This is a genomic window from Aeromicrobium sp. CTD01-1L150, assembly GCF_041951745.1.
Classification (GTDB): domain Bacteria; phylum Actinomycetota; class Actinomycetes; order Propionibacteriales; family Nocardioidaceae; genus Aeromicrobium.
In genome coordinates, this window is record NZ_CP169555.1 from 1,510,656 (window position 1) to 1,531,553 (window position 20,898).

Here is a 20,898-nt window from a genome sequence, read left to right on the forward strand (position 1 = left end):
GACGGGCGTGCCCACTAGGTTGGCGGCATGGACCTGTTGCATTCGCCGCTGCACGATCGTCATCTCGCACTGGGGGCCAAGCTGGCCGAGTTCGGCGGCTGGTCGATGCCGTTGGAGTACCCCGGAGTGGCGCAAGAGACAGCAGGCGGGGTGCTGGCCGAGCACGCGGCGGTGCGTGATGCGGTGGGACTGTTCGACGTCAGCCACCTGGGCAAGGTGACCGTCAAGGGTTCCGGGGCCGTCGACTTCGTCAACGCCTGCCTGACCAACGACCTGCGTCGTATCGGCCCCGGCCAGGCGCAGTACACGCTGTGCTGCGACGAGGACGGCGGGACCGTCGATGACCTCATCGCCTATGTCCGGAGCGAGTTCGACGTCCTCCTGGTCCCGAACGCGGCCAACACTGCCGCGGTGGTGGAGCGGCTGCAGGCCGCGGCGCCGGCGGGGATGGAGGTCACGAACCGGCACCGCGAGCTCGCCGTGCTCGCACTGCAGGGGCCCTCGAGCGACGACGTCCTGCAGGCCCTCGGTGTTGCGGTGGACCACGCGTACATGTCCTTCGAGGAGGGGACGGTGCCTGTGTCCGGCACCCCCGCTGCGCCCCTCGACACCCCCGCCGGGGTCGACGCGATCGTGTGCCGGACCGGGTACACGGGCGAGCGCGGCTACGAGCTGGTGGTGCGATCTGAGGACGCGATCGCCGTGTGGGACGCGGTGATGGCCGCAGGGGAGGCCTTCGGCATCCGGCCGTGCGGCCTCGGCGCCCGCGACACCTTGCGGACCGAGATGGGCTACCCGCTGCACGGCCACGAGCTGTCGCCTGAGATCAGTCCGGTCATGGCACGGGCCGCATGGGCGGTCGGCTGGGACAAGGAGTCGTTCTGGGGCAAGGAGTCGTTGCAGGCGCAGCGGGAGGCCAAGGAGTCCAGCCTGCTGCGCGGGATCGCCGCGAAGGGGCGGGGGATCCCTCGTCCGGGCATGACGGTGCGAACGGTGGGCCCGGACGGCGAGCCCGGCGACATCGTCGGCGAGGTGACGTCGGGAACCTTCTCGCCCACGTTGCGTCAGGGCATCGGGCTGGCGTTGCTGGAACGCTCGGTTCGCTTCGGTGACGACGTGGTCGTCGACGTGCGTCGACGCTCCGAACCGTTCAGGGTGGTCAAGCCCCCGTTCGTGGACAACACCACCGGCTGACCGACGCTGGGCCAGCAGAGAGAGGAGCCTTTCGTGAGCTGGAGCTGGATCTTTGAGGACGCCGACGGGACCGAGGTCGGTCGCTCACAGCTGTTCGAGAGCCGCGGTGATGCCGAGTCGTGGGTCGGGGAGGCCTTCGGTGACCTGGTCGAGGAGGGCGTCGACCAGGTACGCCTGCTCGAGGGCGACGTCGAGGTCTACGGCCCCATGTCGCTGCATCCCTAGGGCACTTGGCCTTCTCGCCGTGGGTGGAGTCCGAGGGCGGCGACCAGGCGGCGGGCGAGAGCTGGGACGTCGCGTACTGGTTCACCCGCGTAGGTGGCCAGGAAGGCTTCGTGCAGCGCGGCGCCGGTGAGCAGGCGCGCGATGGCGTCGGTGTCGAGCGCGGGCATACGGTCGAGCTGGACCTCCTGGTCGAGATAGTGAGCGACCAGCTGTGAGGGGGCGTGTGGACCGACGCCGCGTTCGGTCATCGCCTCCCGGTGCGCGTTCAGCAGCTCGGTGCTGCTGAAGATCGATGCGGCGATCGGGAAGTTCTGTCCGTAGAAGTCCAGCAGGTTCGCGACGAGGCGCTCGAGGTTGTCGACCACCGTCCCGGTGCCGGGTAGATCATGGGCGACGTCGAGACGGGGCGATCGTTCGGTCAGCACCCGCAGGAAGATCTCGCGCTTGTCCGGGAAGTGCTTGTAGAGCAACGCCTCTGAGCATCCCGCCTCGCGCGCGATCTGCTTCGTGGTGGCCCTGGTGAGCCCGTCGCGCCGCATGATCGCTGCGGCTGCATCGAGGATGCGCTCCGGGGCCGGCGCCATTTCCGCTCGGGACGTTGGTCTTGACGTGCGGGAGGGCATGCGGCCATCCTAAGGGTGAGTGAATACTTACCCACCCGAGTTTTCGGAGGATCATGTCCCGTCGCACACTCATCTGGGCCACCGTGGCGCTGCTCGTGTTGATCGTGGAGCTCGGCGCGACGATCGGCACGGTCGCGGGCGATCCGTTCTCCCCGGTTGCCGCATGGGGCCTCACCCGTTCTCCCGACGCCCTGACGTTCGTCACGGTGGTCATCGGGTGCGCCGTGCTCGGGCTCTTCGGTCGATTCCCGCGAGCAGTGGCGGCTGTCGCCACTGCCTCCTACATCGTGTTCGCGCTGCGCGACCACGAGCTGGGCATGTTCCTGCCGCCGATGGTGGTCCTCTTCGCGCTCGCCGCACTGGGCCGGCATCGCCCCACTGCGCTGCTGTGCGCACTGACCAGCCTGGCGGCGGCCGCGGTGTGGTTGGCCGCTCGTACGGCCCCGATCGCCGAACCGGGGGTCGCTCTGCTTGCGTGGGTTGCCTTCGGCACGGTGCTCGCAGTGTTCTTCCTCGCACCGCTTCTCATCGGCGAGATCGTCCGCCTCCGGTCGATGCTGCGTGAGGGTGGCGGGGTTCGAGCCGAGGCTCAGTAGCGGTCGCGCAGGGGTGCGCCGCGGGCGATCTGTGGCTTGGGGAGCCGGAAGCGACGCAGCTGCGTGCTGCGCAGGACCGCGTAGCCGGTGTTGCCGCGACGCTTCTCCGGACCGAAGCGTTCCACGACGGTCCGCTTCACGAGCCGGATCATGCGGAGCTCGTCGAAGATCGTCAGGATGATCAGCGCGAGCCAGATGAGCAGCACGAACGCATCGAGCTGCGGCTGCTGGAACACCGAGGCATTGAGCAGGTTCACCAGGACGACCACCAGGAGGATGGGCAGGAGGTACTCGGAGACGTTGACCCGGCGGTCGACGACGTCACGCACCAGTGCCCGGACCGGTCCGCGGTCACGTGGGGGGAGGTGGGCGTCGTCCCCGGAGCGCAAGGCTTCCTGCTGCTGACGACGCGCCTTGGCCCGAGCCTCGCGCTGACGCAGCGCCTGCTCGCGCCGTGTCAACGGCTTCTTCATGGCCTTCTTGCGGGCGGCCTCCGCCTCCTTGCGGCTCGGGGTGGGGCGACCCTTTCTCGAACTGCTCTCCTCGCTCACGCGGGTCACCCTACCGGGCGTCCTGCCGCCTCCAGACGGTCGTGACGAAGCCGTGCCTGCATCGCCCCCGTAATCTGTTCCCATGGGCATCGGTGAGCGGATCCGCGCCGTCTTCAGGGCGCGTCGAGGGGCCAAGGGGTTGGACAACCTCCAGGGCGACCTCGACGCGACGTACCGGCGGCAGCTGGCCCAGCTCCAGCAGGTGCGACGCGGTGTCGCTGACGTCACGACGAGCCGCAAGCGGGTCGAGGTGAGGCTGCGGCAGATGGAGTCGCAGTCCGAGGCGCTCGACGCACAGGCCGGCGAGGCCGTCTCCCGCGGCGACGACGCAGCGGCCCGTGGAGCCCTGGGTCGCAAGGTGACCCTGGAGGCCGGGATCAGCGACCTGCGGGAGCGGCACGCCGCACTGGCCCAGGAGGAGACTGCGCTCTCCGATGCGGCCATGGGGCTGGAGGACAGGATCGAAGACTTCCGGATGCGCAAGGACACCCTGAGTGCCAGGCACTCCGCGGCCACGGCGCGCTCGGAGGTCAACAGCGCCGGCGGCGGCATCACGTCGTCACTGAGCGAGGTCAACCAGCAGATGGCCGAGGCGGAGCGTCACACGCGCGAGCTGGAGGCCAAGGCGGACGCCGTCGATGAGCTGGTGGCCGAGGGGGTCATCGCACGCCCGGGGGAGAAGCTCGAGGATGTCGAGAGGCGCCGGTTCGACGCCGCCCTCGGCCCGGCAGACGGCCTCGACGCCGGCGACGCCATCACCACCGGAGAGGACGGCCACGATGGCCAGGACCAGATTTCGCAGTGACCGCGGGCTGAGCCTGCGCATGGGTGGCGTGGGCCTGGGCCTGGGTCTGCTCTACGTCGCGTTCGGCGCGGTGCTCATCTACAACACGAACATGGTCTTCGGGCTGGTGATCGTGATCGGCATGGCGTGGGGTCAGTGGTACTTCTCTGACTCCCTGGCGTTGAAGTCGATGCGCGCGAAGGTCGTCACACCGGAGCAGGCGCCGGAGCTGCACGCGATGATCGACCGGCTCTGCGTCCTGGCCGACATGCCCAAGCCCACGGTGGCGGTGGCACAGACCGACATGCCCAACGCCTTCGCCACGGGCCGCACACCGAAGCACTCGGCGGTCTGCGTCACGACCGGCATCATGCAACGGCTCACCGCCGATGAGCTGGAGGGCGTGCTGGCCCACGAGCTGGCCCACGTCGCCAACCGGGACGTCTCGGTCATGACGGTGGCCTCCACGCTCGGCCTGCTGGCGGGATTCATCACTCGATGGGGGCTCTTCTTCGGGGGAGGGCGCAACAACAGGGGGGCGCTCCCGTTCATCATCGTGCTCCTGGTGAGCGTCGTCGTGTACTTCCTGAGCTTCCTGCTCACCAGGGCGCTGTCGCGCTACCGCGAGCTGAGCGCTGACCGCAGTGGCGCCTACCTGACCGGTCGGCCGTCGCAGCTGGCCTCGGCGCTGACCAAGATCAGTGGCGACATGAGCCGCATCCCCAACCAGGACCTGCGCGACAAGCAGGCCCTGAACGCCTTCTTCATCGCTCCAGCACTCAGCCGCGAGTCCATGGGTGCACTGATGTCGACCCACCCGCCGCTGGAGCAGCGCCTGCAGAATCTCGCCAAGGTCGGCGCGGAGCTCTCGGAGCCGATGTGACGGCGAGCGTTTCAGGCCACCACCGGGTACCGGGGGCCGTGCCCCGATCCGTCAGCGACCACCACCGGCCGCTCGTCGCGAATTTCTCACGGGTCGGGCCCCCGGCGGGGGTCCCGGGCTGGGGGCGGGAGGACACCTGAATGGGTTGGCTCGACTCACTACTGGGCCGCAGCAAGCCGCCACAGGCCGACCTCGACGTCCTGTTCGGACTCCCGCAAGCATCGATCACCCTGCAGGCCGGAGGATTCCCGGCCACCGGGCAGGGCGCCGTGTGCTTCCGCGACGTCGACGGCGTCCGTGACGACGCCGTCATCGACGGGGTCAAGGAGGTCATCACCACCGACGCCGCGGCATCGGTCTCGCTCAGCACCGACCCCCACGGCTACCGCTGGCTGTCGGTGACCCGACCCGGCGCGGACGTCACGGGCCTGGTGACTGACCTGCACGCCGCCAACTCCTCACTCGTCGACGCCGGCTACGGGCCCTCCTTGCTGTGCTCGACGGTGCTGTTCGCCACCCCGGCGGGCGGTCCGGCCGCGCTCGTCTACCTGTTCAAGCAAGGCACCTTCTACCCGTTCGTGCCGCTGGCGGGCCAACGGCGCGACAACGCCGCCGAGCTGCAGCTGCGCGGCCTCGCCGAGGGTGACGTGCCGATCGAGGGGACTCTTGAGCGCTGGCTGGCGCTGTGGGGTGCCCCGGGCCTGGACTCCGCCCGCTGACTGTGCCGTTTGCCGCCCACGGCCCGGCACCCGCTGTGCTGGTTCGCCGCCCACGGCCCGGCACCCGCTGTGCTGGTTCGCCGCCCACGGCCCGGCACCCCCGCCGGGGGCCTGATCGGGGTCGGGGTCAGGCTGGTGGGCCGGTGGTGGTGGTCTTGGGGTCGGGGTGCCGCCCACGGCCCGGCACCCGCTGTGCTGGTTCGCCGCCCACGGCCCGGCACCCGCTGTGCTGGTTCGCCGCCCACGGCCCGGCACCCGCTGTGCTGGTTCGCCGCCCACGGCCCGGCACCCGCTGTGCTGGTTCGCCGCCCACGGCCCGGCACCCCCGCCGGTGGGAGATAGGTTGGACTGGTGACTTTCGACACTCTTTCCACCGCCGAGATCCAGTCCCTCCACTCCGACCTGCAGGACGCCTACGCAAGGCTGCAGGAGGCCGGCCTGAAGCTCGACCTGACGCGCGGCAAGCCGTCGCCGGCCCAGCTCGACCTCTCCACGGAGCTCCTCGTGCTGCCCGGGGAGGACTACCGCGACAGCGCCGGCACGGACACTCGCAACTACGGCGGGCTGCTCGGCAACCCCGACCTGCGCGCCACGTTCGCCGAGATCATGCAGGTACCTCTCGACCAGGTGGTGGCCGGCGACAACGCGAGCCTGGCGGTCATGCACGACCTCGTGGCCTTCAGCCTCCTCAAGGGCACAGTCGGCTCGCCGCGTCCGTGGTCGGCCGAGGACGACGTCGCCTTCATCTGCCCCGCGCCCGGGTACGACCGGCACTTCGCGATCTGTGAGCAGTACGGCATCCGGATGGAGAGCGTCGACATGCTCCAGGACGGCCCGGACATGGCCGCCGTGCGCGAGCTGGTCAAGGACCCGGCGGTCAAGGGCATCTGGCTGGTACCCACCTACTCCAACCCCACCGGCGCGGTCATCAGCGAGAGCATCGCCGCCGAGCTCGCGGCCCTGGAGACCGCCGCACCGGACTTCCGGATCATCTGGGACAACGCGTACGCCGTCCACCACCTGACGCCGGAACGCACCAAGAGCCCCGACATTCTCGGCCTCTGCGCCGCATCAGGGCATCCCGACCGCCCCTTCGTCCTCGCCTCCACGTCCAAGATCACCTTCGCCGGGTCAGGAGTGAGCTTCCTGGGGGCCTCGGCGGACAACATCGCCTGGTACACCGGCCTGCTCGGCAAGCGGACCATCGGCCCCGACAAGGTCAACCACCTACGGCACGCACGCCTGCTGCCGGACGTCGAGGCCGTGCACGCCCACATGGACCGCCATCGCGAGATCCTCGCCCCGAAGTTCCAGGCTGTGCTCGAGATCCTGCGCGACCGGCTGGGGGAGTACGACGTGGCGACCTGGACCGAGCCCAAGGGCGGCTACTTCGTCAGTCTGGACGTCCCCGACGGGACCGCCTCACGCGTCGTGGCGCTCGCCAAGCAGGCAGGCATCGCCCTCACCCCGGCCGGAGCCTCCTACCCGTACGGCAAGGACCCACGTGACCGCAACATCCGGATCGCCCCGTCCTTCCCGTCGATGGACGACCTTCGTGCGGCCATGGAGGGGCTGGCCACCTGTGTGTTGCTTGCCGCCACGGAGCAGCACCTTGGGGCTTGACATGTCCCTCAACGGGGCGGCGGTGGCCTGGTGAAGGTGCTGGTCGCCCCTGACGGGTTCGGGGGGACGCTCACGGCTCCCGAGGCGGCTCGGGCCATCGCCCGGGGATGGGTCCGACAGGTTCCCGACGACGAGGTCACGGTGCTGCCGATGGCCGACGGTGGACCGGGCTTCATCGACACGCTGCACGCCGTGCTCGGCAGCCAGCTCCGCATCACGACCGTCCAGGGCCCTCAGGGCGAGCCGACGCCGGTCACGGTGCTGCATGTCGACGACATCGCCTACCTCGAGTCCGCCCAGGCCTGCGGCCTGCAGCTGCTGCACGCGCCGGATCCCTGGTCCTCGAGCACGGTGGGTGTTGGCCAGGCCGTCGTCGCGGCCGTCGACGCCGGTGCGACGACGGTGGTGATCGGACTCGGCGGGAGCGCCACCCACGATGCCGGAGCCGGGCTGCTCGCCGCGCTCGGGGCCGAGGCCGACGTCCCGCTGGACGCGGGCCCCCGCGGGCTGCAGGGGATCGGGTCGGTCGACCTCGAGGCCGTGCGTGCTCGTCTGGACGGCATCCGTCTCGTGGCCGCGACGGACGTCGACGTGCCCCTCCTCGGACTGTTCGGCACCACCAAGACGTTCGGCGCGCAGAAGGGACTGGACGAGGCCGGGATCGTCGAGGTCGACGCCGTGCTCGACGCCTTCGTGGTGGCCACCTGCGGCTCCACCCCCGCAGAGCGCCGCGTGGCCGATGCCCCCGGCGCGGGAGCAGGTGGGGGGCTGGGGTTCGCACTGCTCGTGCTCGGGGCAGAGGTCAGGTCCGGCGTCGAGCTCGTGGGTGAGGCGGTGGGTCTGCAGCAGGCGTGCGCAGCGCACGACCTCGTCGTCTCGGGAGAAGGCACCTACGACCACACGTCGCGCAGTGGCAAGGTCGTGCACGGCGTGGCGACGTGCGCTGCGGCCGCCGCCAGACCGTGCATCGTGCTCGCCGGTGACGTCACGGTGGGATCGCGCGAGATGCGTGCGATGGGGGTGGAGTCGGCCTACTCGCTCGTCGACCTGCTGGGCGGTGACCGTGCACGGGAGGAGCCGCAGGCGGCCCTGGCGGACCTCGCGGCCCGCACTGCTCGCACCTGGTCCCGCTGACGTGCGCCATCGCAGGCCCGGACGCCCGCGGACTGGGACACGATGGGCCAGGCGCGTACGATGGGAACAGATTCGTGCTCGGGCAGGTTGACGCCCGTGGACGTACCCCCGAAGCGACGGAGATGACATGAGCGTCGACAGCACCACCGAAGTCCAGACCGAGAAGCCGGCCGACGGCATCACGCTGACCGGCGGTGCCGCCGAGAAGGTCCGCAGCCTCCTTGCCCAGGAGGGTCGCGACGACCTCTCCCTGCGCATCGCTGTCCAGCCGGGCGGGTGCTCCGGGCTGCGCTACCAGCTCTTCTTCGACGAGAGGTCCCTCGACGGTGACGAGATCCGCGACTTCGACGGCGTCAACGTCGTCGTCGACCGGATGAGCCTGCCGTACCTGCACGGTGCCACGATCGACTTCGTCGACACCATCGAGAAGCAGGGCTTCACCATCGACAACCCAGGAGCCACGGGCTCCTGCGCCTGTGGCGACTCCTTCCACTGATCTGCAGTGATCTCGCGAGCTCTGCGAGCGAGAGTCACGACAGGTCGAGTCAGCGCGCCGAAGGTGCCAGTCGTATCGAGACCCCGGTGGATATCGTGTGCGCTTGACCCCTTGCGCCAGACGGCCCCCTGCGCACGCAGGGGGCCGTCGTCTATCGTGCTGGCGTGCATCTAGCCATCGCTGGGTCCGTCGCGACGGACCACCTCCAAGTCTTCACCGGCAAGTTCTCCGACTCCCTGGTCCCCGACCAGCTGGACAAGCTCGCGGTCTCCTTCCTCGTGGAGGACCTCGACATCCGCCGCGGAGGCTGTGCCGCCAACATCAGCTTCGCTCTCGGCTCGCTCGGACACCGGCCGACGCTCGTCGCGTCCGTCGGCACCGACTTCGTGGAGCAGGGCTACCAGTCGTGGCTCGAGCAGGCTGGTGTGGACTGCTCGCTCGTCCACGTCTCGCCCAGGCTGCACACGGCGCTGTGCACCATCACCACCGACGACGACCACGCCCAGATCGTCACCTTCTACCCGGGCGCGATGTCCGAGGCGCGGCGCATCGACGTCGCTGCCATCCACGCCGAGCGCCCCATCGACGTCCTGCTGATCGGACCCGACGACCCGGCCGGGATGCAGCGCCACACGCAGACCGCGCGCGAGGTCGGCATCCCGTTCGCCGCCGACCCGTCGCAGCAGCTCGCCTGGGCCGACGGTGATCTCATCGCCGATCTCATCGACGGTGCGGCCTACCTGTTCAGCAACGACTACGAGGCCGCTCTCATCGAGAAGAAGACCGGCTGGAGCGAGCAGGAGGTCCAGTCCCGGGTGGGCACGCGCGTCGTCACTCGTGGCAAGGACGGCGTCTCGGTCTACCCGGGCGACGGTGACGTCGTGGAGGTCGCGGCCATTCCCGGGGTGGACGCCGTCGATCCCACCGGCGTCGGGGACAGCTTTCGCGCCGGATACCTCGCCGGCGTCGCCACAGGCCTTGGCCCGGAGCGCTCGGCGCAGCTCGGGTGTGCGATCGCCGCCGGCGTCGTGGAGACCACCGGCACGCAGGAGTACACGCTGGAGCGCGACGCGTTCATCGGACGCATCCGGAGCGCGTACGGCGACGCCGCTGCCTCCGAGATCGACGCGGCCCTCGACCTGCCGTGAGCACGCAGACACGTGCTGCAGGAAGGGTGCCCTTACCTGCTGATGGGCAAGTTCATCGCGATAGGGTGACGGCGTCAAAGGACGGCTGTCCTGACACCGGATCGCCCAGACCAGAAAGGCGCCTCGTGGGTCGGAAGAAGTGTGCAGCGCTCCTCGCTGCGCCGGCAGTGCTCCTGCTCGGCGCATGTGACAAGTCGAGCGACAGCGACATCATGCGCCTGGCCCTGCCGAAGGCGGCCAGCGACCGTACCGAGCCGATCTGGAACCTGTGGCTTGGCACCTGGATCGCGGTGCTCGTCGTCTTCGTGCTGGTCTTCGGCCTGATCGTGTACGCCGCAGTCCGCTATCGCCGGCGCAGTGACGACGAGGTGCCGTCGCAGGTGCGGTACAACCTGCCGATCGAGGCCCTGTACACGATCGCTCCGCTCATCATCGTCGGAGTGTTCTTCTTCCACACCGTCACCACCCAGAACGAGGTGCTGGCCGACGTCGAGAACCCCGACCACACCATCGAGGTCATCGGATCCAAGTGGCAGTGGACCTTCAACTACCTGGACGAGGCCGCCACGGGTGGCGAGGACGTCTACGACCTCGGTGACACCGAGAACCTTCCGGAGCTGTGGCTGCCGGTGGATGAGTCCGTGCGCTTCGAGCTCAAGAGCCCCGACGTGATCCACTCCTTCTGGATCCCGGAGTTCTACTTCAAGATGGACGTGGTCCCGGGCCAGGGGCCGCAGAAGAACGCCTTCGACCTCACGCCGACGCGCGAGGGCACGTTCACCGGTCGTTGCGCCGAGCTGTGCGGCCTCTACCACAGCCGCATGATCTTCAAGGTCAACGTCGTCTCGCCCGAGGAGTACGACGCGCACCTGCGCGAGCTCCAGGAGAACGGCCAGACCGGAGCGCCTGCGGGCGCCGTCAAGGCCGACACCGTCGCCGGGCTGGGAGAAGAGAACTGATGGCCACCACTGCTGCATTCGAGGGGTCGCACGAGGAGTCGCACGCCGGATCTCCCGTCCCCGAGACGACGCTCGGTCGCAAGATCGTCATCATGCTGACCACGACCGATCACAAGCTGATCGGCAACATGTACCTGGTCACGTCGTTCATCTTCTTCCTGATCGGCGGTGTGCTGGCGCTGGCGATCCGCGCGAACCTGGCCCAGCCAGGTTCGCCGGTGCTCAGCGACGAGGCCTACAACCAGTCCTTCACGATGCACGGCACCATCATGCTGCTGATGTTCGCGACGCCGCTGTTCTTCGGCTTCGGCAACGCCATCATGCCGCTGCAGATCGGTGCGCCCGACGTCGCGTTCCCTCGCCTGAACATGTTCAGCTACTGGCTGTACCTGTTCGGCTCGTCGATCGTGGTGGCGGGCCTGTTCGTGCCGGGCGGCGCCGCGAGCTTCGGCTGGTTCGCCTACGCCCCGCTGTCGGACGGCGTGCACTCGCCGGGCATGGGCGGTGACCTGTGGGTCATGGGACTGTGGCTGTCCGGTCTCGGCACCATCCTGGGTGCGGTCAACTTCATCACCACGATCTTCTGCATGCGAGTCCCGGGCATGACGATGTTCCGGATGCCGATCTTCGTCTGGAACACGCTGGTCACCAGCCTGCTGGTCCTGATCGCCTTCCCGATCTTCGCCGCGGCGCTGCTCGCCCTGGCTGCGGACCGAATGCTCGGGGCACATGTCTTCGATGCGGCCAATGGCGGCCCGATCCTGTGGCAGCACCTGTTCTGGTTCTTCGGGCACCCCGAGGTCTACATCATCGCGTTGCCGTTCTTCGGCATCATCACCGAGATCCTTCCGGTCTTCAGCCGCAAGCCGATCTTCGGCTACGTCGGTCTGGTCGGTGCCACGCTGATGATCGCGGCCCTGTCCGTCGCGGTCTGGGCGCACCACATGTTCGTGACCGGAGCGGTGGACTTGGCGTTCTTCAGCTTCATGACGTTCTTGATCGCGGTCCCGACGGGCGTGAAGTTCTTCAACTGGATCGGCACGATATGGGGGGGAAGTGTCTCTCTGGACACCCCCATGCTCTTCTCGCTGGGCTTCCTGACGACCTTCCTCTTCGGTGGCCTGACCGGTGTCGTGCTGGCCTCGCCGACGCTGGACTTCCAGCTGTCCGACAGCTACTTCGTCGTGGCGCACTTCCACTACGTCGTCTTCGGCACGGTGGTCTTCGCGATGTTCGCGGGCTTCTACTTCTGGTGGCCCAAGCTCACCGGACGCATGCTGGATGAGAAGCTCGGCAAGATCCACTTCTGGCTGTTGTTCATCGGCTTCCACATGACCTTCCTGGTGCAGCACTGGCTGGGCGTCGAAGGCATGCCACGCCGCTACGCTGACTACGCACCCACTGACGGCTTCACCACGCTCAACGAGATCTCCTCCATCGGAGCCTTCCTGCTGGGCGCCTCGACGCTGCCGTTCTTCTACAACGTGTGGACCTCGCGCAAGAACCCGCTCGTCAAGCTGGACGATCCGTGGGGATGGGGACGCTCCCTGGAGTGGGCGACGTCCTCGCCGCCGCCGCGTCACAACTTCCACTCCCTTCCCCGGGTGCGCTCGGAGAGTCCAGCGTTCGACCTGCATCATCCGGAGATCGCTGAGCTCGAGCTCATCGACAATCCCGACGAGGGCGCCAGGCTCGCCGATGCGCCCAACGTCAACGGCAAGGCACAGGCCACCGGCGACTCGAACGAGAAGGGACACTGAGCCATGAAGGTCGAGTACTGGACCATCGCCTCCTGTGGCGTGTTCTTCGTCCTGATCACACCGATCTACTGGCTGCTCAGCGAGGACTGGACCGGCACCACGGCACTGGTCATGACCTTCCTGCTGTGTGCGCTGCTGGGCTTCTACCTCTACGTCGTCGCCAAGCAGATCGATGACCGTCCCGAGGACCGCAGCGACGGCGAGATCGCCGAGGGCGCGGGGGAGCAGGGCTTCTTCCCGCCCTACAGCTGGTGGCCGCTGTTCTGTGCGATGACGCTGGGCACGATGGTGCTGGGTGTGGTCATCGGGTGGTGGCTGTTCATCATCGGCATGACGTTCGGCACAGCAGCCATGCTCGGTTGGATCTTCGAGTACTACCGAGGTGTGCACGCTCACTGAGAGTGCGTGCACAAGGCTCGGTCCGAGCCCGTACCATGGTGGGGTGAGACTGCGCCCTTCCATGCTGCTTGCTGCCACCGCGCTGTTGGTGACGGCCTGCTCCGCAGATGCCGTACGGCAGGCTGCCGAGCCCGAGCCGACCCCTGTCGCCTTCGACAGCAACGTCGAAGCCGATGCCCAAGACGTTGCCGTCGACACCCTCGTGGAGCTCTCGGCCAGCGATGGTGAGCTCCAGGAGGTCGCGCTGGCCTCCCTCAAGGGCAAGTACACCGTCGACGGCGAGCTCGCCGACGGTGTGTGGAAGGCCGGTGAGCGGCTCGAGCCCGGCGTCACCTACGTCCTGACGGCCACGGGCCGCAACGACGACGGTGAGGACTCCTTCGAGCAGCGCTTCACCACCCAGGACCTCAGCAAGGACGAGCAGACCTATCCCTCCGTCGCCCCGATCGAGGGTGAGACCGTCGGCGTCGGCATGCCGATCGTGGTCTCCTTCGACCTGCCGGTGAAGGAACGGGCGACGTTCGAGGAGAACATGCACGTGCGCACCGATGCGGACATCGAGGGTGCGTGGCACTGGTACAGCGACCACACGGCTCACTACCGGCCCAAGGAGTACTGGCCGGCCGGGACCGACGTCACGGTCGACCTGCAGCTCAACAGTCTGCACGCCGGCGACGGCATCTACGGCCAGCAGGACCAGGTGGTGCCCTTCACCGTCGGCTCGCGGGTGATCAGCACCGTCGACACCCAGCGCCACACCATGACCGTCGAGAAGGACGGTCAGACGCTTCGAACGATCCCGGTCTCCACGGGCAAGCCCGGCAAGGACTCGCGCAACGGCACCAAGGTCATCATGGAGAAGTACGACGCCGTGGACATGGATGCTGCCAGCACCGGCGTGTCCGAGGACGACGCCGACTACTACAACCTCACCGACGTGAAGTGGGCCATGCGGGTCACGACCTCCGGTGAGTTCATCCACGCCGCCCCATGGTCGGTCGGCTCGCAGGGCAGCTCCAACGTCAGCGCTGGTTGTGTCGGCATGAGCACCGACAACGCCGCCTGGCTGTACCAGAACTCCAAGCGCGGTGACGTCGTGGACTTCACCGGCAGCCCCCGCAGCCTGGAGCCGCAGAACGGCTGGACCGACTGGAACGTCGACTGGGCGACCTGGAAGAGCGGCTCCGCGCTCGAGGGTTGACCACGGCCTGACGTCAGAGGGGACTCCACCGGGTTCCTCCTGCATGCCGGTACGCGGCGAGGGCTGGGTGGACGTCGTGCCGTCCTCGCCCCGACCTCGGATGTGACGTGACTCAACAGGCGTGGAGGTTCAGGGCGGCTGGCGGCTGGGTGCACACGGCCGCGTCCCCGCCCCGTGCAGAGCCCCGGCCACCTACTGGGGGAGATGCATCAGGGCCCCTCCCGCGGGAGGGGCCCTGATGCATCGAGGAAGTTGCGCGTCAGTGTGACTTCGGGATGCCTGTCTCGGAGACGCCCTGGAAGTCCTCGCCGAGCTCGATCGGGTGGCCCTCGTGGTCGCCCAGGTGTTCCTCGGCGTGTGCCACGTCGGCGGCGGTGGGCTTGTCCACCGCACCGTGGTAGTAGAACTCGCGCGCCTTGGCCCGCAACTTGGCTCGACGAGTGGCGGGAGCCGCCACACCGTTCTCGTCGGTCTCGGCCGGAGCTTGGAGCGCCGGGAGACGGTCGTGCGCCGTGAGTGCGTACTGCGAGGCCTCGGGCAGGGGAGCGTGGCGCTCGGAGTACCCGCCGTCGGGGGTGCGCTCGAGGATGCCGGTCTCGTAGCCGTGCAGGATCCGATCAGAGTCCTGCCGTTGCAGCCCGATGCAGATACGACGCGTGACGATGAACGCGATGATCGGGCCCACGATGATCGCGACCTGGAAGAACCGCACCAGTGCCATCACGTCGAGCTGGAAGCGCAGGGCGATGATGTCGTTGCCGCCTGCGGCCCAGGCGACACCGAACCAGGTGATGCCGGCGACGCCGAACGCGGTGCGCGTCGGGGCGTTGCGCGGACGCTCCAACAGGTGGTGCTCACGCTCGTCGCCAGTGATCCAGCGCTCGATGAACGGCCACAGGGCCAGCGTGGTGAACAGGAAGCCCATGCCGCCCAGGCCGGGGATCATGACGTTCCAGCTGAACGTCCAACCGAGGATCGTGCTCTCCCAGGCGGGCATGATGCGCAGCAGACCCTCGGCGAAGCCCATGTACCAGTCAGGCTGGGAGCCGGCCGTGACCTCCGATGGGTTGTAGGGCCCGTAGACCCAGACCGCATTGATCTGCAACAGAGCTCCCAGCAGCGCGGTGAAGCCGAAGACGACGAAGAAGAAGCCGCCGGCCTTGGCTGCGTACACCGGGAACATCGGGTAGCCGACGACGTTCTCCTCGGTGCGTCCGGAGCCGGGCCACTGCGTGTGCTTGTGGTAGACGAGCAACAGCATGTGCGCGGCGATCAGGGCGAGCAGCAGGGCCGGGAGCAGCAGGATGTGGACCATGTACAGGCGGGGAATGATCTCCTCGCCCGGGTACTCGCCACCGAAGAGGAAGAACTCGACGTAGGAGCCCACGATCGGGATCGAGCGGATCATGCCGTGCGCGATGCGCAGCCCGGTGCCGGACAGCAGATCATCAGGCAGTGAGTAGCCGGAGAACCCGCTGAGGATGCCCAGGGCCAGCAGGCCGATGCCGATCAGCCAGTTGAGCTCACGGGGCTTGCGGTAGGCGCCGGTGAAGAACACGCGGAGCATGTGGGCCATCATCGCCGCGATGAACAGAGCGGCAGCCCAGTGGTGGATCTGCCGCATGAGCAGTCCGCCACGGATGTCGAAGGAGATGTGCAGCGTCGAGGCGTAGGCCTGCGACATCTCCAGCCCCTTCATGGGCCCGTAGGCGCCGTCGTAGACGGTCTGGGCCATGCTGGGCTGGAACCAGAAGGTCAGGAAGACACCGCTGAGCAGCAGGACGACGAAGCTCCACAGGGCGATCTCACCGAGCATGAACGACCAGTGCTCGGGAAAGATCTTGCGGAGGTTCTTCTTGGCGGCCCCGGCCAGGCCGAGACGCTCGTCGAGCCAGCCGACGGGACCGGCGGCCTTCTTGCCGACCGGGGTGTCCTCGACGTTGGTGTAGGTCTCACTCATGCGGTCACGCCCTTAGGGAGAAAAGCGTCGGGACGTGACGGCATGCGCACTCCATCGTTCACTCGCTCGCGCTCGCTCATGAGTCACCGTCCAGCTTCTTCTGGTCCTTCGCGATCTCGGGGTAGCTCGGTCCGCCGATCTCGGGGAAGTCGCGCTGGGCCACGAGATATCCCTCGGAGTCCAGCATCAAGGGTAGCTGGGGGAGCGGACGGTGCGCCGGGCCGAAGATGACCTTGCCGTTGTCGGCGAGGTCGAACGTCGACTGGTGGCACGGGCAGAGCAGGTGGTGCGTCTGTTGCTCCCACAGGCTGATCGGGCAGCCAACGTGCGTGCAGATCTTGGAGTAGCACACGATGCCGTCGATGCCCCAGTTCTCACGCCCCTGCGCCGGGGTGATGTCCTCCGGGCGCATGCGCACGACGACGACCGCTGCCTTGGACTTGGCGTCGAGCTGGGCGTGTCCATGGACCTCGGCCTCCTCCTCACCGTCCTGCGGGAAGAAGACGGCGGGCTCGGCGTTGACCAGCTGGCCGACCTCGATGTCCGCGGGCCGCATGGGCAGGCCTGAGACGTCGTTGACGACGCGCATGCCGCGCTCCCAGACCGTCTCGTCCTGGCCGAAGGGCAGGGGACCAAGATCGCGCAGCAGGACCACTGACGGTGCGGCGAGCGCGCCCAGCGAGAGCAGCAGGCTGTTGCGGATCATGGGGCGACGGCCGATCGTCGACTCATCCAGCCCCGCGTTGACGTCGACGAGGACGGCCTCGCGGTCCTCGTCGGAGGAGCGGGCGGGGTGGCGCATCTCGACCATCTCGTGGTCGGCCATGAGCTTCTTGGCCCACTGGATGATGCCGGTGCCGATGAGGAGCAGGCCGCCACCGAGGGTCGTGCCGAGCGCGATGTTGGATGCTGAGTAGCTCAACAGGATGGCGTCGACGTCGATGGTGAAGTAGGCCACCACGAACCCGACGAACAACAGCGCGGCCACCACGAACATCGCCGAGACCTGACGCTCGGCACGACGCTCCTGCGCCGGGTCGACGTCGGTGGGTCGCCAGTGGTGCTCGGGGAGCCCCGGGTTCTGGATGGGCTCGGTCGTGCTGGGGGTGGAGGGCTGAAGCTCGTCGTTCATGACTTCTTCTTCTTCGTTCGTGCACCGTGGGTGCCGATCCAGACGGCGAAGAGGACCAAGCCTCCGATGCCGACGATCCAGACGTAGACGCCGTCGGCCACCGGGCCGACGCGGCCGCCCACGCCGCCGTAGGCGGGCTCGTCCTGCACCGCCTTGATGTATGCGATGACGTTGCGCTTGTCCTCGGGCGTGATGATCGCGTCGTTGAAGACCGGCATCTGCTGAGGCCCGGTCGTCATGGCCTCGTAGATGTGCTTGGCGCTGACACCGTCCAGCTCTGGCGCGTAGCGGCCGCTGGGCAGGGCGCCACCGGCTCCGACGGAGTTGTGGCAGGCGGTGCAGTTGGTGCGGAAGAACTCGCCGCCGCGGGTGACGTCCTCCTCGGTGGCCTCCTCGTAGCGCAGCCAACGCTCCTCGGGGATCGCCGGGCCGGGGCCGAGCGAGGCGACGTACGCAGCGAGCTGCTTGGTCTCCTCCTCGGTGTACTCCGGAGCCTTGCGCGGTGCCTGGTGGCCGGACTGGGCCATGGGCATGCGGCCGGTGCCGACCTGGAAGTCGACAGCAGCGGCGCCGACACCGATCAGCGGCGGTCCGTAGTTGGTGCCTTCCTTGGTGTCGATGCCTTGGGCGTTCTTGCCGTGGCAGCTGGCGCAGCCGACCAGGAACAGCTCCTGACCGGCCTCGACATCGGTTGCGCTCGCCGTCTCGGCGTCGGCCGAAGCCGGCGAGAGCCACGTGGACTGGATGACCGCGTAGATCGCCGCCGCCGCGAGCAGTCCGAGCAGGAGAACGACAGGTCCCGCAAGGGGATGCCGGCGTCGGGTCGACAGTGTCCGCACCGAGAACCTCATTTCTGGGGTGGGTGGTCTCAGCGTACCCAGATCTCTCCGGGTCGCCGTGGGTTAGGTGAGCCTTGCTACTGGATCAGGTAGATGGCCGCGAAGAGGGCGACCCACACGATGTCGACGAAGTGCCAGTAGTAGGACACGACGATGGCCGAGATGGCCTGTTCGTGGGTGAACCTGCGGGCGACGAAGGTGCGTCCGATGACCAGCAGGAAGGCGATGAGCCCGCCGATCACGTGGATGCCGTGGAAGCCGGTCGCGAGGTAGAAGACCGAGCCGTAGGCCGACGAGCCGATGGTGAGGCCGTGCTCGACCAGCTCGGCGTACTCGAAGGCCTGACCGCCGATGAAGATGGCGCCCATGACGTAGGTGAGCACGAACCACTCGCGCATGCCCCACTTCTTGAAGTCGAACAGGCCGCCCGCGCGCCCGACGCGACCGCGCTCTGCGGCGAAGACGCCGAACTGGCAGGTGAAGGACGACAGCACCAGGATCGTGGTGTTGACCGTGGCGAACGGCAGGTTGAGCAGCTCGGTCTCCTGGACCCACAGCTCCGGCACCACGTTGCGGATCGTGAAGTAGGCCGCGAAGAGCCCTGCGAAGAACATCAGCTCGCTGGACAGCCACACGACGGTGCCGACGGTCACCATCGAAGGCCTGTTCTCGGTGCCGTGGAGTCTGGACGCAGGGATCACGGAAGTAGTCGCCACGGGTTCATTATGTACGATTCGATCGTGACCCAGCACGAGGCCCTCCGAGTCCTGATCTACAGCGACGACCGTGACGTCCGCCAGGCCGTCATCGCAGCGTTGGGCGTGCGTCCGCACCCTGACCTGCCGCCTTTTGAGTATGTGGAGGTGGCCACCGAGCCGGTGGTCTGGCAGCACCTGGATTCCTCCCGGGGCCGCCCCGACCTGGTGATCCTCGACGGCGAGGCCGTTCCTGCCGGCGGTCTGGGCATCGCCCGTCAGATGAAGGACGAGATCTTCCAGGCCCCGCCCGTGCTCGTGCTGACCGGTCGGCCCCAGGACGCATGGTTGGCCACGTGGTCGCGCGCCGAGGCAGCGGTCTCGCACCCGATCGAGCCCATGCGGCTGGCCGAGGTGGTCATCGACCTCGCCCGCGGCGTGCTCACTCCCGGCTGAACGTGACCACCCACACCTGGCCCGACCTGCTGACCGAGCTTGTCGCGGGCCACGACCTCGGGACCTCCGGCACGGCCTGGGCGATGGAGGAGATCCTCAGCGGCGAGGCGACGCCGGCGCAGATCTCGGCCTTCGCCGTGGCGCTGCGGGCCAAGGGCGAGACGTTCGCCGAGCTGCAGGGCCTCGTCTCGGCCATGCTGTCGCGGGCGACGCTCCTCGAGGTCCCCGGGCGTGTCCTCGACATCGTCGGCACCGGGGGCGATCGGGCCAAGACGGTCAACATCTCCTCGATGTCCGCGGTCACGGCAGCGGGCGCCGGCGTCCGCGTCGTCAAGCACGGCAACCGTGCGGCGTCCAGTGCCAGTGGCACTGCTGACGTCTTCGAGGTGCTCGGCATCCGTCTGGACGTGGCGGCCGATCACATCGTGGAGGTGCTCGAGCGCGCCGGCATCACCTTCTGCTTCGCTCCGCTCTTCCATCCCTCGTTTCGTCACACCGGTCCGGTGCGTCGGGAGATCGGCATCGCCACGACGTTCAACTTCTTGGGACCTCTGGTCAACCCGGCCCAGCCGCAGGCCTCTGCCATTGGGTGTGCCGATGCCCGGATGGCACCGCTCATGGCGCAGGTCTTCGCTGCACGCGGGCACGACGCCATCGTCTTTCGTGGCGACGACGGGTTGGACGAGATCACCACGAGCACCACGACGCGCGCCTGGCGGGTTCGCCGAGGCGAGGTCGTGGAGAGCGTGATCGACCCCGCGGAGCTGGGGCTGTCGTACTCAGCCCCGGATGCGCTGCGTGGGGGTGAGCCTGCCTTCAACGCGGACGTGTTCGGTCGCGTGGTCGACGGAGAGCAGGGGCCCGTGCGCGATGCCGTGCTGCTCAACGCCGGTGCCGCGCTCGCTGCTCATGAGGGTGACGTGGAGGATCTCGACCAGGCCCTCGTGGCCGGGATGCGTCGCGCCGCCGAGTCGATCGACTCCGGTGCTGCACGCGAGGTGCTGGCGGCCTGGTCCGCCGCGACGCAGGCGCTCGCCCCACCCCGCTGACCGCGAGTCACTGCGTCACCCGTCGGGAGTCACTGCGTCACCGCTCCCGAGTCACTGCGTCACCCGTCGGGAGTCACTCGGTCATGATCATGAGCTGCTCACAGCCCGATGCTGAAGGCGTCCTCAAGGTCGTGGCGGCTGTAGGCGCGGTAGGCGATCTGGGTCTGGGTGGCCAGCACGCCGTCGACCTTGTTGACCTTGTCGGCCACGACGGATGCGACGCCGTCGATCTCACTGACCCGCACCATGGCGACGAGATCGAGGTCCCCGGTGACGGAGTAGACCTCGCTCACGCCATCGATGTCGGCCAGCTCTGCGGCGATCTCGGAGATGCGGGAGACGTCGGCCTCGATGAAGACAATCGCGGTGATCACGTTCTCAGCCTAGACCCGGCAGGTGTGCCTCGCCGAGCGTGGCGGGAGTGACTCGGGAGGGGTGACGCAGTGACTCGGGAGGGGTGACGCAGCGACTC

At 68.2% G+C, this 20,898-nt stretch carries 23 protein-coding genes; 16 read left to right on the forward strand and 7 right to left on the reverse strand.

Translation table 11 applies throughout. The features are described from left to right. The first annotated feature begins 27 nt into the window (after nucleotides 1-27). Together gcvT and ACEVFP_RS07485 are read left to right on the forward strand one after the other, a co-directional pair. On the forward strand, nucleotides 28-1,194 hold the full coding sequence (gcvT, locus tag ACEVFP_RS07480; RefSeq protein WP_375003039.1) for a glycine cleavage system aminomethyltransferase GcvT: 1,167 nt from the start codon (nucleotides 28-30) through the stop codon (nucleotides 1,192-1,194). 33 nt (nucleotides 1,195-1,227) lie between these two features. Beyond that, on the forward strand, nucleotides 1,228-1,419 hold the full coding sequence (locus ACEVFP_RS07485; protein ID WP_375003040.1) for a hypothetical protein: 192 nt from the start codon (nucleotides 1,228-1,230) through the stop codon (nucleotides 1,417-1,419). On the opposite strand, the gene ACEVFP_RS07490 is transcribed toward ACEVFP_RS07485, so the two are convergent. Further along, nucleotides 1,416-2,003, reverse strand: coding sequence for a TetR/AcrR family transcriptional regulator (locus ACEVFP_RS07490; RefSeq protein ID WP_375003042.1), 588 nt, complete (start codon nucleotides 2,001-2,003; stop codon nucleotides 1,416-1,418). The genes ACEVFP_RS07485 and ACEVFP_RS07490 overlap by 4 nt on opposite strands. Nucleotides 2,004-2,095: 92 nt before the next feature. Here ACEVFP_RS07490 and ACEVFP_RS07495 point away from each other — a divergent pair, with 92 nt between their 5' ends. After that, nucleotides 2,096-2,638, forward strand: a complete 543-nt coding sequence (locus ACEVFP_RS07495) for a hypothetical protein (RefSeq protein ID WP_375003043.1) — start codon at nucleotides 2,096-2,098, stop codon at nucleotides 2,636-2,638. Here the strand turns inward: ACEVFP_RS07495 and ACEVFP_RS07500 are convergent. After that, entirely contained in the window at nucleotides 2,632-3,189 is a 558-nt protein-coding gene (locus tag ACEVFP_RS07500; protein ID WP_375003045.1) for a DUF3043 domain-containing protein, read from the reverse strand. The genes ACEVFP_RS07495 and ACEVFP_RS07500 overlap by 7 nt on opposite strands. An 82-nt stretch (nucleotides 3,190-3,271) precedes the next feature. On the opposite strand from ACEVFP_RS07500, the gene ACEVFP_RS07505 reads away from it, so the two are divergent. The 11 genes from ACEVFP_RS07505 to ACEVFP_RS07555 all read left to right on the forward strand — a co-directional run bounded on the left by ACEVFP_RS07505 (nucleotide 3,272) and on the right by ACEVFP_RS07555 (nucleotide 14,295). Next, nucleotides 3,272-3,994: a PspA/IM30 family protein gene (locus ACEVFP_RS07505; protein WP_375003046.1), complete on the forward strand. Its 723-nt coding sequence runs from the start codon at nucleotides 3,272-3,274 to the stop codon at nucleotides 3,992-3,994. Next, nucleotides 3,969-4,856 (forward strand): zinc metalloprotease HtpX, encoded by an 888-nt coding sequence (gene htpX / locus ACEVFP_RS07510; protein ID WP_375003048.1) that lies wholly within the window; start codon nucleotides 3,969-3,971, stop codon nucleotides 4,854-4,856. Before ACEVFP_RS07505 ends, htpX begins: the two co-directional genes overlap by 26 nt. 140 nt (nucleotides 4,857-4,996) lie before the next feature. Continuing rightward, a complete protein-coding gene (locus tag ACEVFP_RS07515; RefSeq protein ID WP_375003050.1) occupies nucleotides 4,997-5,575 on the forward strand; it encodes a hypothetical protein in 579 nt (192 codons plus the stop codon). Nucleotides 5,576-5,926: 351 nt separating this feature from the next. Then, nucleotides 5,927-7,198 (forward strand): aminotransferase class I/II-fold pyridoxal phosphate-dependent enzyme, encoded by a 1,272-nt coding sequence (locus ACEVFP_RS07520; RefSeq protein ID WP_375003052.1) that lies wholly within the window; start codon nucleotides 5,927-5,929, stop codon nucleotides 7,196-7,198. A 30-nt stretch (nucleotides 7,199-7,228) separates the two neighbouring features. Next, the gene (locus ACEVFP_RS07525; protein WP_375003054.1) at nucleotides 7,229-8,332 is read left to right on the forward strand and encodes a glycerate kinase; all 1,104 of its coding nucleotides are present in this window, start codon (nucleotides 7,229-7,231) and stop codon (nucleotides 8,330-8,332) included. Between the two features lie 127 nt (nucleotides 8,333-8,459). Next, entirely contained in the window at nucleotides 8,460-8,828 is a 369-nt protein-coding gene (locus ACEVFP_RS07530) for a HesB/IscA family protein (RefSeq protein WP_375003055.1), read from the forward strand. A 164-nt stretch (nucleotides 8,829-8,992) separates the two neighbouring features. Next, nucleotides 8,993-9,976 carry a carbohydrate kinase family protein gene (locus ACEVFP_RS07535; protein WP_375003057.1) on the forward strand — a complete coding sequence of 328 codons (984 nt, stop codon included), beginning with the start codon at nucleotides 8,993-8,995 and terminating at the stop codon, nucleotides 9,974-9,976. Nucleotides 9,977-10,101: 125 nt separating this feature from the next. Further along, the gene (gene coxB, locus ACEVFP_RS07540; protein WP_375003059.1) at nucleotides 10,102-10,935 is read left to right on the forward strand and encodes a cytochrome c oxidase subunit II; all 834 of its coding nucleotides are present in this window, start codon (nucleotides 10,102-10,104) and stop codon (nucleotides 10,933-10,935) included. Between the two features lie 92 nt (nucleotides 10,936-11,027). Further along, nucleotides 11,028-12,695, forward strand: coding sequence for a cytochrome c oxidase subunit I (ctaD, locus tag ACEVFP_RS07545; RefSeq protein ID WP_375003787.1), 1,668 nt, complete (start codon nucleotides 11,028-11,030; stop codon nucleotides 12,693-12,695). Nucleotides 12,696-12,698: 3 nt separating this feature from the next. Then, complete coding sequence (locus tag ACEVFP_RS07550; RefSeq protein ID WP_375003061.1) at nucleotides 12,699-13,094, forward strand: cytochrome c oxidase subunit 4; 396 nt, start codon at nucleotides 12,699-12,701, stop codon at nucleotides 13,092-13,094. Nucleotides 13,095-13,137: 43 nt separating this feature from the next. Further along, nucleotides 13,138-14,295, forward strand: coding sequence for an Ig-like domain-containing protein (locus ACEVFP_RS07555; RefSeq protein WP_375003062.1), 1,158 nt, complete (start codon nucleotides 13,138-13,140; stop codon nucleotides 14,293-14,295). 259 nt (nucleotides 14,296-14,554) lie between these two features. On the opposite strand, the gene ACEVFP_RS07560 is transcribed toward ACEVFP_RS07555, so the two are convergent. The 4 genes from ACEVFP_RS07560 to ACEVFP_RS07575 form a co-directional block, all read right to left on the reverse strand. Next, nucleotides 14,555-16,255: a cytochrome bc complex cytochrome b subunit gene (locus ACEVFP_RS07560; protein ID WP_375003064.1), complete on the reverse strand. Its 1,701-nt coding sequence runs from the start codon at nucleotides 16,253-16,255 to the stop codon at nucleotides 14,555-14,557. Between the two features lie 76 nt (nucleotides 16,256-16,331). After that, nucleotides 16,332-17,387 (reverse strand): Rieske 2Fe-2S domain-containing protein, encoded by a 1,056-nt coding sequence (locus ACEVFP_RS07565; RefSeq protein ID WP_375003066.1) that lies wholly within the window; start codon nucleotides 17,385-17,387, stop codon nucleotides 16,332-16,334. After that, on the reverse strand, nucleotides 17,384-18,226 hold the full coding sequence (locus ACEVFP_RS07570) for a c-type cytochrome (protein ID WP_375003067.1): 843 nt from the start codon (nucleotides 18,224-18,226) through the stop codon (nucleotides 17,384-17,386). Before ACEVFP_RS07570 ends, ACEVFP_RS07565 begins: the two co-directional genes overlap by 4 nt. 77 nt (nucleotides 18,227-18,303) lie before the next feature. Beyond that, the gene (locus tag ACEVFP_RS07575; protein WP_375003068.1) at nucleotides 18,304-18,882 is read right to left on the reverse strand and encodes a heme-copper oxidase subunit III; all 579 of its coding nucleotides are present in this window, start codon (nucleotides 18,880-18,882) and stop codon (nucleotides 18,304-18,306) included. Nucleotides 18,883-18,966: 84 nt separating this feature from the next. On the opposite strand from ACEVFP_RS07575, the gene ACEVFP_RS07580 reads away from it, so the two are divergent. Together ACEVFP_RS07580 and trpD are read left to right on the forward strand one after the other, a co-directional pair. After that, on the forward strand, nucleotides 18,967-19,377 hold the full coding sequence (locus ACEVFP_RS07580; RefSeq protein ID WP_375003069.1) for a hypothetical protein: 411 nt from the start codon (nucleotides 18,967-18,969) through the stop codon (nucleotides 19,375-19,377). A gap of 2 nt (nucleotides 19,378-19,379) precedes the next feature. Continuing rightward, the gene (gene trpD / locus ACEVFP_RS07585; protein ID WP_375003070.1) at nucleotides 19,380-20,426 is read left to right on the forward strand and encodes an anthranilate phosphoribosyltransferase; all 1,047 of its coding nucleotides are present in this window, start codon (nucleotides 19,380-19,382) and stop codon (nucleotides 20,424-20,426) included. 98 nt (nucleotides 20,427-20,524) lie between these two features. On the opposite strand, the gene ACEVFP_RS07590 is transcribed toward trpD, so the two are convergent. Further along, entirely contained in the window at nucleotides 20,525-20,800 is a 276-nt protein-coding gene (locus ACEVFP_RS07590) for an Lrp/AsnC family transcriptional regulator (protein WP_375003071.1), read from the reverse strand. Nucleotides 20,801-20,898: the final 98 nt, after the last annotated feature.

Bases quoted from the DNA above. Each gene is read 5' to 3' on its own strand.
- gcvT (WP_375003039.1), top strand. From the start codon at position 28: ATGGACCTGTTGCATTCGCCGCTGCACGATCGTCATCTCGCACTGGGG.
- ACEVFP_RS07490 (WP_375003042.1), bottom strand. From the start codon at position 2,003: ATGGCGCCGGCCCCGGAGCGCATCCTCGATGCAGCCGCAGCGATCATG.
- ACEVFP_RS07495 (WP_375003043.1), top strand. From the start codon at position 2,096: ATGTCCCGTCGCACACTCATCTGGGCCACCGTGGCGCTGCTCGTGTTG.
- ACEVFP_RS07505 (WP_375003046.1), top strand. From the start codon at position 3,272: ATGGGCATCGGTGAGCGGATCCGCGCCGTCTTCAGGGCGCGTCGAGGG.
- htpX (WP_375003048.1), top strand. From the start codon at position 3,969: ATGGCCAGGACCAGATTTCGCAGTGACCGCGGGCTGAGCCTGCGCATG.
- ACEVFP_RS07515 (WP_375003050.1), top strand. From the start codon at position 4,997: ATGGGTTGGCTCGACTCACTACTGGGCCGCAGCAAGCCGCCACAGGCC.
- ACEVFP_RS07530 (WP_375003055.1), top strand. From the start codon at position 8,460: ATGAGCGTCGACAGCACCACCGAAGTCCAGACCGAGAAGCCGGCCGAC.
- ctaD (WP_375003787.1), top strand. From the start codon at position 11,028: ATGCTGACCACGACCGATCACAAGCTGATCGGCAACATGTACCTGGTC.
- ACEVFP_RS07550 (WP_375003061.1), top strand. From the start codon at position 12,699: ATGAAGGTCGAGTACTGGACCATCGCCTCCTGTGGCGTGTTCTTCGTC.
- ACEVFP_RS07560 (WP_375003064.1), bottom strand. From the start codon at position 16,255: ATGAGTGAGACCTACACCAACGTCGAGGACACCCCGGTCGGCAAGAAG.
- ACEVFP_RS07565 (WP_375003066.1), bottom strand. From the start codon at position 17,387: ATGAACGACGAGCTTCAGCCCTCCACCCCCAGCACGACCGAGCCCATC.
- ACEVFP_RS07575 (WP_375003068.1), bottom strand. From the start codon at position 18,882: ATGGTGACCGTCGGCACCGTCGTGTGGCTGTCCAGCGAGCTGATGTTC.